10 protein-coding genes are annotated in these 14,125 nt (G+C 42.6%); 3 read left to right on the forward strand and 7 right to left on the reverse strand.

The window, feature by feature from the left end; all coding sequences use genetic code 11:
- Positions 1–472: 472 nt before the first annotated feature.
- The gene (locus ACTWP7_RS16100) at positions 473–1,153 is read left to right on the forward strand and encodes a Crp/Fnr family transcriptional regulator (protein WP_443124069.1); all 681 of its coding nucleotides are present in this window, start codon (positions 473–475) and stop codon (positions 1,151–1,153) included.
- Positions 1,154–1,249: 96 nt separating this feature from the next.
- On the opposite strand, the gene ACTWP7_RS16105 is transcribed toward ACTWP7_RS16100, so the two are convergent.
- A complete protein-coding gene (locus ACTWP7_RS16105; protein WP_443124070.1) occupies positions 1,250–1,906 on the reverse strand; it encodes a haloacid dehalogenase type II in 657 nt (218 codons plus the stop codon).
- Positions 1,907–1,965: 59 nt separating this feature from the next.
- Positions 1,966–2,205: a hypothetical protein gene (locus ACTWP7_RS16110; protein WP_443124071.1), complete on the reverse strand. Its 240-nt coding sequence runs from the start codon at positions 2,203–2,205 to the stop codon at positions 1,966–1,968.
- A 336-nt stretch (positions 2,206–2,541) separates the two neighbouring features.
- Here ACTWP7_RS16110 and ACTWP7_RS16115 point away from each other — a divergent pair, with 336 nt between their 5' ends.
- Together ACTWP7_RS16115 and ACTWP7_RS16120 are read left to right on the forward strand one after the other, a co-directional pair.
- The gene (locus tag ACTWP7_RS16115; protein ID WP_443124072.1) at positions 2,542–3,462 is read left to right on the forward strand and encodes an ABC transporter ATP-binding protein; all 921 of its coding nucleotides are present in this window, start codon (positions 2,542–2,544) and stop codon (positions 3,460–3,462) included.
- Positions 3,459–4,559, forward strand: coding sequence for an ABC transporter permease (locus ACTWP7_RS16120; RefSeq protein ID WP_443124073.1), 1,101 nt, complete (start codon positions 3,459–3,461; stop codon positions 4,557–4,559). Before ACTWP7_RS16115 ends, ACTWP7_RS16120 begins: the two co-directional genes overlap by 4 nt.
- Before the next feature lie 434 nt (positions 4,560–4,993).
- Here ACTWP7_RS16120 and ACTWP7_RS16125 read toward each other — a convergent pair whose 3' ends face one another.
- From ACTWP7_RS16125 to ACTWP7_RS16145, 5 genes are all read right to left on the reverse strand, one after another.
- Positions 4,994–6,595 (reverse strand): FkbM family methyltransferase, encoded by a 1,602-nt coding sequence (locus ACTWP7_RS16125; protein ID WP_443124074.1) that lies wholly within the window; start codon positions 6,593–6,595, stop codon positions 4,994–4,996.
- Positions 6,596–6,687: 92 nt separating this feature from the next.
- The gene (locus tag ACTWP7_RS16130) at positions 6,688–7,803 is read right to left on the reverse strand and encodes a glycosyltransferase (protein WP_443124075.1); all 1,116 of its coding nucleotides are present in this window, start codon (positions 7,801–7,803) and stop codon (positions 6,688–6,690) included.
- A 400-nt stretch (positions 7,804–8,203) separates the two neighbouring features.
- A complete protein-coding gene (locus ACTWP7_RS16135) occupies positions 8,204–9,400 on the reverse strand; it encodes a hypothetical protein (protein ID WP_443124076.1) in 1,197 nt (398 codons plus the stop codon).
- A gap of 100 nt (positions 9,401–9,500) precedes the next feature.
- Entirely contained in the window at positions 9,501–12,731 is a 3,231-nt protein-coding gene (locus ACTWP7_RS16140; RefSeq protein WP_443124077.1) for an NTTRR-F1 domain, read from the reverse strand.
- A gap of 196 nt (positions 12,732–12,927) precedes the next feature.
- The gene (locus ACTWP7_RS16145; RefSeq protein WP_443124078.1) at positions 12,928–13,395 is read right to left on the reverse strand and encodes a hypothetical protein; all 468 of its coding nucleotides are present in this window, start codon (positions 13,393–13,395) and stop codon (positions 12,928–12,930) included.
- Between the last annotated feature and the right edge of the window lie 730 nt (positions 13,396–14,125).

Genomic DNA, 14,125 nt, shown 5'->3' on the forward strand with positions numbered 1-14,125 from the left:
AGATTCCTATGGTTTTGTACACATAGGCTATGGCTTTTCTCGTATTTCCTAACTATCCTAACTAATCAGGAGCTCCTTGTTCCAATTTACACCTAATCAATTATAATTATCTATATAGATTAATTTATAAATAAACATAACGCAATAGTCCTCTTTTATGTACCCTATCCTATTAACAGCAACTCATGAAAAATTTGGTATATAAAGGTTTAAAACTATTCAACCATCTATACGTTTGGACGAGAGGTTTTGTTTCAAAATCTTTAAATTATCTTGAAATGGGGTTTCCCCTTCAAATAACTATTTTTTCTCGCATGGGTATCTAACATTATTCTATTGTCAAATTGGCGGACCGCTACTATATTCAAGTAAAGTAGTCAGTTTTCTTCAGCTCATGAAGGATTGAGTTTTATACCCACACTTTTCATCAAAAATTATTTATAGCAACTTATCAACCGAACGAGGTGAAGAAATGGATAAGCTTACCTTACTCTCCCAAATCAGTTTGTTTGAAGAACTCTCCCAGGAAGAGCTCATGAGGATCGATCAGATGAGTGAGATGAGTCCCGTGAAAAAAGGTACGACGATTGTCTCCCCTGAAAACACCGTGAATGCCTTATTTTTATTAAAAAAAGGACAGGTCCGCCTGTACCGTATGAATGAAGAAGGCAAGCAGTTTACGCTCGATATTCTCGTGGATGGAAACATATTCGGTGAAACGTCCACCGTCAGTTTGACCGACGATCAGACCTATGCGGAAGCTATGACCGATACGTATATATGTACACTCAGCCACAGGGACTATGAAGAATTTATCAAAAAGAACCCGCATGTCGCTCTAAAACTGATTGATATTCTCTCCTCACGATTGAAAGACTTTTACAGTCTGAGCGAAAAAATTGCCTTAAGCGACGTGAAGCATCGATTGTTGTACCTGTTATTAATGCTCAGTCAAAAAACCGGTCGCCGCAAACAAAACTGGCAGACCATTGAAATGAAACTGACCCATCAGGATCTCGCTAACATGATTGGGACGACAAGAGAAACAACGAGCGCCATCATGAGCGAATTGAAAAAAGACGGGTTCATTCGAAAAGTACGCTTTCTGGCCATCGACGCGGATAAGACGAAAGAGTTCTTAAATCTTTCCTAATCCTTATTTCCAGTCCGGCTGACGATTCAGTTCATAAATGATCTATTACTCATCCCACAAAAAAAGGGCCCCTACTCGGGCCCTTTTTCCTCTTCTCTAATTCCATTCGCGAATTCCTCTTAAGTCACTATACTCACTGTCAGGCTGGATATTCAGCTCTTCTGGTACAAGCTCCTTGCGATTAATCCAGGCTGTATTAAATCCAAAGCTTTTGGCGCCTGTAATATCCCATGGATTGGAAGACATAAACAGGACTTCTTCCCTTTTTACATCCAGTCTCTCTAAAGCATGGTTATAGGCAGCCGGCGTAGGTTTATAATGCTTAATTTCATCTGCACTAATAACTTCATCAATATACTCATTGATCGAGGATTGCTCGACCAGTGGCTCAATCATATTGACCGAGCCATTCGAGAACACCACCAGTTTTTTCTCAGAAAGCTCTTTCAGCACACTTTCCACCTCATCAAAGAGATCCAAATCTAAATAGGCGTTCATCAGGCGCTCTTCATTTTCTTCAGACAGCTCAACCCCATTTTCTTTACAGGCATAATTCAAAGCATCCTTCGTAATCTCGTCAAAAGGCTTATAACGTTCCATCAGTTGTCTTAGAAAGAAATACTCCAGCTGTTTTTTTCTCCACGACTGGCTGATTTCGTCTCCTTTATTCGGAAAAATTTCATTACATTCTTTTCCCACGGAATGAACATCAAACAATGTACCATAAGCATCGAATACCAATGCTTTAATCATATAAAAACCTCCTAAACTATTATCCCTTTAGAGATTTCCCTGCAGGAGGAAATAGAAACCTAAAAGGTGTACTCCAATTTACAGGTGTGCTTTTGACTGTGGCTGTACCCGCCCCTTCCAGATTTCCTGTCATTCACCAATGAAGGGGTGTATACTTCTCCGATTAAATCCATGGAATCTTTCCTGGAGCTGGTTTCTTTTAAGATATTGACTGCCTTATAATCGATTTCTTTTAGATAGAAATGATTCATCGCCTGCGCCCATACGCTGCATCCATCCATAATATAGAGGACATTCATAATCAAGCTCCTTAGTTCAGTTAGTAGACTTTTTTACAAAAATAGGGGCTAGGCCAGCGTCCCCTCCAAGTTTCAATCTCGACTTATTTTCTTCTATTATCTAGGTTTTAGCATTCTCCAAACTCGCTTGTATGTACTCTTACATTGGCGTAATTTTGCAGCCCCCCTTTCCCCAGCCCTCATTTATAATGAAACAAATAAATAAGAGTGGAGGTGATCAACCAAGGTCTCCCCTACTGTAAACCGTTAATGAAGCAAGCATTTAAAAACATCAATGAGAATAAGTAATTAGGTTATTAAATTCATGGTATATTGAAAGTGAATGGAGTTGAAGAGATGTCAATTACAATGATTCATGTTGAAAGACTAGTAAAAAAATACGGGAATATGACAGCAGTCAATGGTGTTGAATTCAATGTAAGTGCCGGTGAAGTGTTTGGTCTTCTAGGACCTAATGGAGCTGGCAAAACAACCACGATTGAAATGCTTGTTGGGCTCCGTAAGCCAGACAGTGGAACGGCTACCCTATCAGGTTTCGATATTCGTAAACAAATCAACAAAGTGAAAGAGGTTATTGGTATTCAGCTGCAATCCACTTCCCTGTTTGAATTGCTAACGGTTCATGAAATCATGCAAATGTACGCAAGCTTCTACCCAAGTCATGTCTCAATTCCTGAATTAATTGATGAAATGCTTTTAACCGAAAAGAAAAAGGATCGAATTAAAGCATTATCGGGAGGACAAAAGCAGCGTCTTGCCATTGCCTTAGCCATTATTCATGACCCTGCCATTATCTTTCTTGATGAACCAACAACCGGATTAGACCCCCAGGCAAGGAGAACGCTTTGGGATATTATTGAAAGTCTAAAGGCAAAGGGAAAAACCATCGTTCTCTCCACCCATTACATGGATGAGGCTCACGTATTATGTGATCGTATTGGTATTATGGATCAAGGGAATTTGATCGCCTTAGATACTCCATCAAGATTAGTAAAAGAGCTACAATCAGACAGCGCCATCGAATTTACATTGCACGCTGATGAAGACGATACGTTTATTCACCATTTACAACGAGTCACTCAGGTCACTCGCAGGCAGGAATGGTACGTCGTTTACACCGATGATCTTCAAATGACACTGATTGATTTAATTCAACATTCCCAGGAGAAAAATATTAATCTTCAGGATCTCCAGACTCGAACAGCAACACTCGAGGATGTCTTTATACATAAGACCGGAAGGAGTTTAAGAGAATGAAAGCTTATTGGCAGTTAACCTTAGCGCAATTAAGGATTTTCGCACGAAATCGCCAGGTGCTTTTTTTCACGCTCCTCTTTCCCATTATTCTAATGCTGGCCCTCGGTTCTTTTCTTGGAAACAGCGATGGCACGAGTATCTCAATGGCCGTCATCGATCATGATGGATCAACTGCATCCAAGCAGCTTCTCTCCAATTTTCAAAAAAATGAGGCGATCCATCTTGAGCAAAGCAACGATGTGAACGGAGCATTGGACGAACTAAAAACGGATGAATATCAAGTTGTAATGGAAATTCCTAAAGGTTACGGGAAACATTTACAATCCCATACAGACGAAAGTAAGTCATTTAACCTTCCCGTTTATTACAACGAAACCAATGCCTCAGCTTCCCAGCTCGGGTTAACCGTCGTCAATTCTGCCGTTGATCAGGTGAGTAAAAACATCGAAGACTACACCCCAGTCGTAGCCGTCGAGGCTAAAGGGGTACGAGCGCTTGATATTAGCTACATTGATTTTCTAGTTCCCGGGATCGTTGCGATGATGATTATGAATAATAATATGAACGGAGTAGCCGGACAAATTTCCGCCTGGAGAGAGCGTGGGATCCTGCGGCGCATGCAAGGGACTCGTCTTAAAGCTTCCACGTTTATCGCCGCACAGATCACGGCCCGGGTGCTGTTAAACGGCTTACAGGCTGTGCTTGTGCTGGTCGTGGCAAGTGTACTTTTTAACGTTCAAGTAAATGGCTCGTGGCTTGCCCTGCTCACGTTCGTCGTATTGGGAACACTCGCCTTTATGGCTATAGGCTTTATTATCGCTGGTCTTGCTAAAAACCCGGAAAGTGCTGGCCCGATCGCAGCCTTTGCATCCTTCCCCATGCTATTTTTAGGTGGAGTATTTTTCTCAATTAACACGATGCCGGAATATCTTCAGCCGATCGTTCATATCCTTCCGATTTCTCATTTAAGTACAGCCCTCCGTGAAACGATGAATGTTGGGACAGCTTTTTTTGACCTATGGCACCACTGGCTTACATTGGTGGCCTGGTTAGTTGTTGCTTTCATCATTGCCAGCCGAACGTTTAAGTGGGAATGAGATAGAGCGTGCTTTCTCAAAGATTAAAAGAATTTAGTATCCAATCATCCAGTTTTCTTGAAATGCACAAATCAAAGAGGTCAATCTAAATCCAGGGATTGACCTTTTTTCACTCTATAATATTGAGAGTGATGTGTAATGAGCTAGTTTTTTCTGCTTATCATAGCTCATACTTTTAGTAAAGAAGTCCTCTATAAATGTGAGGTATAAACGCCTAAGTGATCACGGAGGGGCTTCCGCTTTCTGAAGAAATTAAATGAGATTATACCATAATAAAAATAAAGCCCTCAAAAGTTAAACAAACTCTTAAGGAAGTCGTTAATTTAAAACAATGTTTTAAGCTAATCCTGTCAAACTATATTTAACACGCACTTTTGCCTAAATAAGGGATATCTAACCAGATTAAGCTCTTAGAGGACAAATTCGAAAAATGATTAAACAAATAACGTTGTTGGCGTAGCATTGAATTGTTTGAGTGATTTATAGTTAAATTTTTTTAAAAAACCATATACAAGATGCAGCTTATCATCGGTTGTTGTTTCGATATATAGAAGAGGTTTGTGTTTTTTTAATGTGTCCGCTGCCCCTTGCAACACGTCCATCTCCATTCCTTCCACATCAATTTTTATAACATCCACTCTGTTCAACTCACTGAACAAATGATCGATCGTCTCAATCACTATATCGCCTTCCATATCACCTTTTAATTGCCTCATCCCCATATTGTCTTCTAAACCGCCTACTATCGATCCTTTACCCAACTCTTTCCCTAAACCAATATTGAGTAAAGTTGTTCTATTCTCCAAACCGTTTAATTGAACATTTTTTTCTAATAAATCAAACGCTTCACGATTGGGTTCTATAGAGAAAACCCTGGCTTGACAATGCTGGGCAAAAAACGTTGAATGATTTCCTATATAGGCTCCTACGTCAATTACAACGCTATCTTCTCGAACTCTGTTTTTTATATCCATTAACATAGCTTCTTCATAAAAAACTTGATGGTTAGCGATAATTCTTTGAATATGATCTTTAGTGTTGGGAAGTAAAAACTGGGTTTGTTTTCCGTTACGATAAATGGTGTAAATATTCTTTTGAGCAATTATCTCTTCTAACAAGTCGTGGACTTTGGTAATTTGAGAAGTAAACTCGTAATTGTTTTCCACAAATCTCCTGTAATGCAAAGAGTTATAACTTCCTTTTTCAATCATACTTGTCAAATCATCAAGTGTACTCCAGATATATTCTTCAGGATAAATGGTTCCAGCGCCAACAAAGTTATGAACTAAAGGCTTAATCCCTTTAGCCATGGCCTCCATTACAGATAAATGCTGACTCTCAAGTAAGCTTGAACTAAGAAGGTAATGTTTGTCTTCTAACCAGTGATTGATCTCTGACTGCCAACCTTCAACGATAACATTCTCTTGAAGTCCTAATTTTTCTATCATCTGATTAAAATAAAGTTTATATCTTGGTTCTTGAAAGCTGCCTGCAATAAATAATTTAAAGTTGGCATCCATTTTATAAATAGCATGGAAGGCGTGAAGTAAAAGCATCGGACCTTTTTTAAAGTTCAAATAACCTACGTGGGCGATGTTAAAGCCTTTATTTCTTTCTTTAAAATCCAGATCATTTATTTTGATACCATTTGGAATCACTATGGTTTGGCCTTTATTAAGGCCAGGTGTTTCTGATAAGGCGTATTCTCTTATATGATCCGATACAAATACAACTTTATCAACGGCTTTCCAGTTCACTCTCTTCAAGTAACTCGTAAAAACTTCGTAACTATGGATTCGACATATTATCTTTTTGTGTTTGGCTAAAGCTGTTTTACTTCCGTAAACCAACAGTTCATCACACCATTCAAACCAGCACAGGTCAGCTTCTTTCATATAAACATCTATATTATTCATGTTAGTGCTCACGTAAATTGTTTTCACACTATATCTGTCCGATAAAGAAGCTGCCACATCCTTCACAAAAGTATCAAGCCCAGGCTTAACGAAGATAAACACTTTAGGTTTATTACCCATCCGCTCTATTCACACCCATTCAGTGATATAGATAATTAAAACAATTATTCTATGGGAAATATTTCGAGCCAAAAATACGAGATGTCCCTCTATTATGACGAAGATTCATCCTGCGGCTGCTCTGCAGTTTGATTCAATCCTAATTTCTTCTCGAGTAACTCCTTATTGAAAAGTACTCTTTCATCTTGTGGCCGAAAGCTTCTAGCTAATTCATTATGTTCGTATGATTTTTCGAAATTAGATAGGTTATAATAACAAACGCATAATTGTAAGTGAGGATACCAAGTGGAATAAGCCGGATAAGTAAAACTCCATTTATCAGGATCGTCTTCAATAGTTGTCGCTAATTCATACCAATAAATTGCAAACTTATATTCTTTTTTTCTTTGAAAATTGTAGCCCACCCTGCTGCACATTTCTGGTCGAGGTGTTTTAGAAAAACGTAACGATTCAAATAAAGAGGCTAGTTCTTTTTCTGTCTCTTCTATAAATCGATAACAGTCTGCACGGTTGATGCAGGCATAGACTTTATCTTCAATCCAACCTTCCTTATGTTCAATGTTTTTCGTATAACTTTCGATAGCCTTTTCATGATGACCGTTTTCTCTTAACTCGTTTCCATAATAAAAGTAATCTCGAGGACTGAACACATCTCCTCTTTCGATCTTCTCCTTATAAATAGAAAGGTTTCTGCCAACAGCGTGTTGAATTTTTTTGTGAGTAATTGCAACATCGGAATTAATAATGTGTCCATAAACATTTAAGTAGTTGTGGACATCCCCGCCCCACTGGAAATTCTTACTTCTTTTGACTAAGCGGTTCCTCCGATACTTAAGCGTGACATTACCGAATTCATCAGTCCCTGCATTGTAATACATGGATACCGAGTCGACTGCAGGATCAAGCCCTTCCTTTAACCGTTTGAACTTCTCACGATCCTCATCCAATATGACATCATCAGCATCCAGGTAGAAAATATAATCCTTGGTCGCATGCCTAAAGGATTCATTCCTTGCATCGGTAAATCTCCCCGTCCATTCAAAGAAAAAAACACGATCCGTATATTCTTTGGCGATCTCAACGGTACGATCATCAGATCCAGTGTCCACGATGTTGATTTCATCCACCAGGTCCTTCACAGAGTCCAGACATCGAGCTAAAACCTCTTCTTCGTTTTTCACCATCATGCAAAGACTGACCGTAATCATCCCATCTCCCCTTTGAATTTTGAAGTTTAATCACCTTAATCACCTAACATTTGTATGAAATAAAAATTACCGATAGACCCTTTTTATAAATTAGGACTGGTCCATTGTTTATTCTTCAGTAATATGGAGTTCAGCGTTTATAGGCGACTATATTTCATTATTTCCTTGAAAAGACACCTGTAGGCGAATATGAGATGGTCTCACCTTCGGGTCTCGAAGGCATTCTTTCCCCTGGGGCGATCTAAAATTCCTCAGCCATTGTAAAACATATGAAAGGTTAGGAAGCCAGATTCATTCAAAAAAAGAAAACCGCCTGTGGGAATGAGACTTTTCCCACAGGCGGATTCAGCGGCCTCCAACTTAAGTTTTTTATCTGAGAACGAGACTTACCTCCGATTAATTACCACTCTTCTGTCACTCTAAATACCGCTGAAACAGAAGCACTCACTCCAAATGATCCTATTACTAGTGATACGGTTTGATCATCGGGTAACTCAAAATCTAAAAGGTTTGCGCTAGCTAAATCCCTATTCGACCCCCTATCACTGGCAGCTACACCTTGAAAAACTACTTCTCCCCCTGCAATTGTAGTTGCCGTACTATTAACCATTAAAGCCGTTTCATTTACCGGAATATCCGTCGTGGCAGTCGGAAAATTAACAAATGCTGTATTCAATGTTCCTCCAACTATTACCTGAAAATAAACATCTTCACTCGTGACGATATCGACCCCTTCTAAAGTAACGCTCACTGAATTAGGTCTTGCTGAACCAGCAGGGAAAACGGCTTTTCTTTGAAAGGAAATCACCGGTATCCCTGTTGTATTCACAGACACCGTTCGTCTTTCAGATGTGATCCGAAAGGTAGGATCAAATTTTCCAATGATGCTATATTGTCTTCCTCCTACAAAAATATTTCTTGCAGCGGTGACCCCACTATTTACTATTTGGGCTCGTAAAGGTAAATTTGGATCTGTAAAACTTGTTTCGTTATCCGGGCGATATCGGTGAACAGTGATAACTTCTTGAGATAGGTTCACAGGATTTTGAATCACGACATTAAATTCAATAACTCCATACCCATACCAAGTAAAGTTAATTTGAAATATATTTCCTAACGATAAATCAAGAGTTACCCCACTTGGTCCAGATCCATCCAGAGGATCAACATTCCATGAAGTTTGCGGAATAATTAGATCAGTTCCTGCTCTCCTAATAGCGAGAAATATTCCATCCGTTACGTTTTGCCCGTAAAAGGCACCGTTCTCGTCATCAAATAGTCCCCAGCGAAACACTTGATCAGTTGCCGCTGGTTCAGGGATACGCACTCCTATCCCCGCTTGACCAGCATAGCCTGGCATATAGCGACCTCTTTCTGCACTATCAAGTGTCGCAGAATCATTTGCTCCAGTAGTAACACTCAGTTGATATTCGACTGTAGTACTCGTAACTGTTCCACTGTCTGTCGTTTCCACAATATCGCGGAGGTCTGATAATCCATATACAGACTTCAACTCAATAACAGGTGTTCGTTGCGCCACCTTTAACTCATTAAATTGTGAACTGACATTAGGTCCTACATTTTCAATGATTGTCATTTATCTCCCTCCTTCCTTTTTAAAAATTAATGAAGAATTATCAATTTAACAAACTTTATTAACGAAATGGGTGTGATCCACGAAAGACCACACCCAATGATCACCATTCCTCAGTAACCCTAAATACTGCAATGACAGGTGTTGTTCCACTAAAAGTTCCAATAACTAACGAGACAGGCTGTTCATCAGGTAACTCGAAAGATAGAAGTGTGGCTGTTGCTAAGTTTCTGCTTGAACCTTGAGCACCTGCACCAACTCCCTGATAAACTACTTGCCCTCCTGTGAGTGTGGTGGCAGTGTTATTGATTAAAAGTGATGTTTCAGAATTTGGGATATCCGTATTCGCAGTTGGGAAGTTAGTAAAAGCAGTGTCCAATGTCCCTCCCACTTTAACTTGGAAATAAATATCGGCTGAAGTTACGATATCTAATCCCTCTAATACAACACTTACTGAGTTCGGCCTAGCCGAACCAGCAGGAAAGATTGGTTTTCTCTGGAAGGATAAAACAGGTACACCTGCCGTTCCTACGGTAGCGGAACGTCGATCCGATGTGATACGAAAAGCAGGATCAAATTCTCCCAGGATGCTGTACTGTCTTCCACCAACAAAAATATCCCTCGCTTCAGATGCTCCGGTATTCTCAATTTGCGCACGTATCGGTAAATTGGGATCCGTGAAACTCGTTTCATTTGTTGGACGGAAGCGATTAACAGTTACGACTTCCTGTGCAAGAGTAATAGGATCTTGCACCACAACATTAAATTCAACCACTCCGTATCCATACCATGTGAACGTAATCTGAAAAATGTTACCTACTGCTAAGTCAAGAGTCAGCCCACTTGGACCGGTACCATCCAAAGGATCTATATTCCAAGAAGATTGAGGAATGATTTGATCTATTCCAGCTCTTCTAATACCAATGAATACTCCATCTGCAACACTCTGACCATAAAAAGCACCATTCTGATCGTCAAATAACCCCCATCGAAATACTTGGTTATCCGAAACTGCAGTAGGAATTCGAACAGCTAACCCTGCTTGAGCAGCGTACCCAGGCATATAGCGTCCTCTCTCAACACTATCCAATGTTGCGGAGTCTGTAGCTCCACCTGTAACACTCACTTGGTATTCAACCGTCGTATTCGTAACAGATCCGCTGCCTGCTGTCTCAACTAAGTCTCGCAAATCAGACAACCCATAGACAGACGTCAATTCTACGATTGGCGTTCTTTCTGCTGTATTTAGTTCATTAAACTGTGAACTAACATCAGGACCTACATTTTCAATAATTACTCCTTCACTTACAGGTCCGGTCGGTCCTGTTGCTCCCGTGGCTCCGATTGCTCCCGTTGGTCCTGTTGCTCCAGTGGCTCCCGTTGGCCCTGTTGCTCCGGTGGCTCCGGTCGCTCCCGTTGCTCCGGTGGCTCCCGTTGGCCCTGTTGCTCCGGTTGCTCCGGTCGCTCCAGTTGCTCCGGTGGCTCCGGTTGCTCCGGTTGCTCCGGTCGCTCCCGTTGGCCCTGTTGCTCCGGTGGCTCCCGTTGCTCCTGTTGGCCCTGTTGGTCCGGTCGCTCCTGTTGCTCCGGTGGCTCCCGTTGCTCCGGTTGCTCCGGTCGCTCCCGTTGGCCCTGTTGCTCCGGTGGCTCCCGTTGCTCCTGTTGGCCCTGTTGGTCCGGTCGCTCCTGTTGCTCCGGTGGCTCCCGTTGCTCCTGTTGGCCCTGTTGGTCCGGTCGCTCCGGTCGATCCCGTGGATCCGGTGGCTCCCGTGGCTCCTGTTGGTCCCGTTGCTCCTGTGGCTCCAGTGGCTCCAATTGGTCCGGTTACCCCAGTTGCTCCCGTTGTTCCTGTTGGTCCGGTTACCCCAGTTGCTCCGGTCGCTCCGGTCGCTCCCGTGGCTCCGGTTGCTCCTGTTACTCCAGTGGCTCCTGTCGCTCCAATTGGTCCGGTTACCCCAGTTGCTCCGGTCGCTCCAGTCGCTCCAGTTGGCCCTGTTGGTCCAGTCACTCCGGTCGCTCCGGTTGCTCCTGTTACTCCAGTGGCTCCAGTCGCTCCAGTCGCTCCAGTTACTCCGGTCGCTCCAGTGGCTCCGGTTGCTCCAGTAGATCCAGTCGCTCCAGTTGCTCCAGTCGCTCCGGTTGCTCCGGTCGGTCCTGTTGCACCCGTTGCTCCAGTAGATCCTGTCGCTCCAGTGGCTCCGGTTGCTCCAGTCACTCCAGTGGCTCCGGTTGCTCCAGTAGATCCAGTCGCTCCAGTAGCTCCAGTCGCTCCGGTTGCTCCGGTCGGTCCTGTTGCACCCGTTGCTCCAGTAGATCCTGTCGCTCCAGTGGCTCCGGTGGCTCCCGTTGTTCCTGTTGGTCCGGTTACCCCAGTTGCTCCGGTGGCTCCAGTCGCTCCCGTTGGCCCTGTTGGTCCAGTCACTCCGGTCGCTCCTGTTGGCCCTGTTGGTCCGGTTGCTCCCGTTGCTCCTGTCACTCCAGTGGCTCCGGTGGCTCCCGTTGTTCCTGTTGGTCCGGTTGCTCCAGTTGCTCCAATTGGTCCGGTTACCCCAGTTGCTCCGGTTACCCCAGTTGCTCCGGTTACCCCAGTTGCTCCGGTCGCTCCAGTGGCTCCGGTTGCTCCAGTAGATCCAGTGGCTCCGGTCGCTCCCGTGGCTCCCGTGGCTCCCGTGGCTCCCGTGGCTCCCGTGGCTCCAGTCGCTCCAGTGGCTCCAGTCGCTCCAGTCGCTCCAGTCGCTCCAGTCGCTCCGGTTGCTCCGGTCGGTCCTGTTGCACCCGTTGCTCCAGTAGATCCTGTCGCTCCAGTGGCTCCGGTCGCCCCGGTTGCTCCGGTGGCTCCAGTAGGTCCAGTTGGCCCAGTAGGGCCGCTTGTTCCTTCTATTGATAACAAAGCTACATCATCTACTAGCACAGGAGTACTATTAGGCAAAGTTAACTTCTGTACAAGAACAACAGCGAATGCCGATCCCAAAGGGGCTGAGTTTGTAGTTTGATATACTTCTAACCAATTCCCTGAAGGGGGAAGTCTATTTGCTTGTATATCTGTTTCTAAACCCCTGCTAAGGAAATTGAAATTCGCATCATAGTAGTCCACTATAAGTAGTATTTGTGGATTAGGATTATTATTTAACTTGGATAATGATACTAATAATTCAAAGTTCAAACCTGGGTTCACACTAACCGTCTGAGATACAAAAGCTACTAGATTTGTAGACAATAAAGCACTAAAACTACCAGAGTGACTTGCTTGTGAGGTCACCGTCGCATTTAAACCCATCCATGGTGGTAAAGTCCCTGTTTCAAAACCTCCGTTTATTATCTTGTTTTCAAACGTCATAGATTTACCTCCTTTCTCTTGATTTTTAAGACTTTTAAAACGAATTCTTATACTCATTACTTAGATACTTTTTAACGAGTACCATAGTATTTTATGATTCTAACTGATAGTTGCTTATACATTCGTGGAGATTGGGTTAGGACTTTAAAATTAATTATAAAAAAGCAACGCAGCCTAAGCTGTGTTGCTTTACTCCCTAATCCAATGCAAATACATTTAACGACCTTGTATTTACAGTAGCTGTCAATATGTTAGTTCCGGTTACAGTTAATCGAATTTCGTAAGTGTGCATCCCAGCCCCCGGTAGATCAACCCAAGTTAAACTTGGAACATCACTAAATAAGCGTACTATTCCACCAGGTTTATCTCCTTCGTTATTTTCTAAGAGAGTGGCTAAAAGTGTTCCATCCCTATACAAAGAATACTGTATATTGTACTGGAAAGTAGTTGATAAACCTACGATAATATCGATTTCTGCTACCGAATCTATTTTTAATGATTGGCCCGCATCAGAAGTCACAGCTACTGTAAGAACCGTAGTCTCAACATCAACAGGTAAAACCGCAGCCTCTTGCATTTGATCAAAACCAAAAAAACCCACTCCTCCGGCTGGACCAGTTGGACCAGTTGGACCCGTCGCTCCTGCATCTCCCTCCGGGCCCATTGGACCTATCGGACCTGTTGGTCCAGGAGGACAGTTACATTTTTTTGATGGCTTGTGATAAATAGGGCAAAAACCGCAGTATTTAGTTACCTTCAAATCATCACCCCCCATTCCTAATACATCAAGTTATGCACAAAAAATAAACATGATTGGACTTATTAAACGATTGACCCGCACAACCCAAATAATAATGAATCCGAATATGATTAGTAATACAAATTCAAGTTTGCATTCCATAAGTACTAAAGAAGGTGATCATTAAAAATTGTTATTCCAAATACAAACCATTGCATTTTGCAGAAACCCATCTTCCGCCTCTGGAAATACAGCTCAACCAGCTTCCTTAAAAAGATAGCTCTGTTAAACTTCCGTGTTGATTTAAAAGTAAAGCTCCCATTACTGGAAGACTCAGTTTCGAGATAAATGGGTCCTTTACGTTAGATGGACAAGGGCTGGTGGGGAAATAACTCGCTTTCCTATGGGGGAACGGTGAGCTTCCTCGCTCGTTTCACTCCCTGTGGGATCTCACCTAGTCCCTTCTCCCATGGGAGTCTCGTCATTTCCCCACCACCCCAACTATAATGTTGCGAACGGACCCTTCCAGAAGAGATTGGTTCTCCTCCGTAATCTGTAGGAAATGCTTTCATGACGGGCTATGTGGGTCGTTATATCCTAACTACATGGGCTAATACTTCATTATGCAGGTGATGGTTAAAGTGGTTTCGAGCTT

It is taken from the genome of Halobacillus sp. B29, from assembly GCF_052246755.1.
GTDB lineage: Bacteria > Bacillota > Bacilli > Bacillales > Halobacillaceae > Halobacillus > Halobacillus halophilus.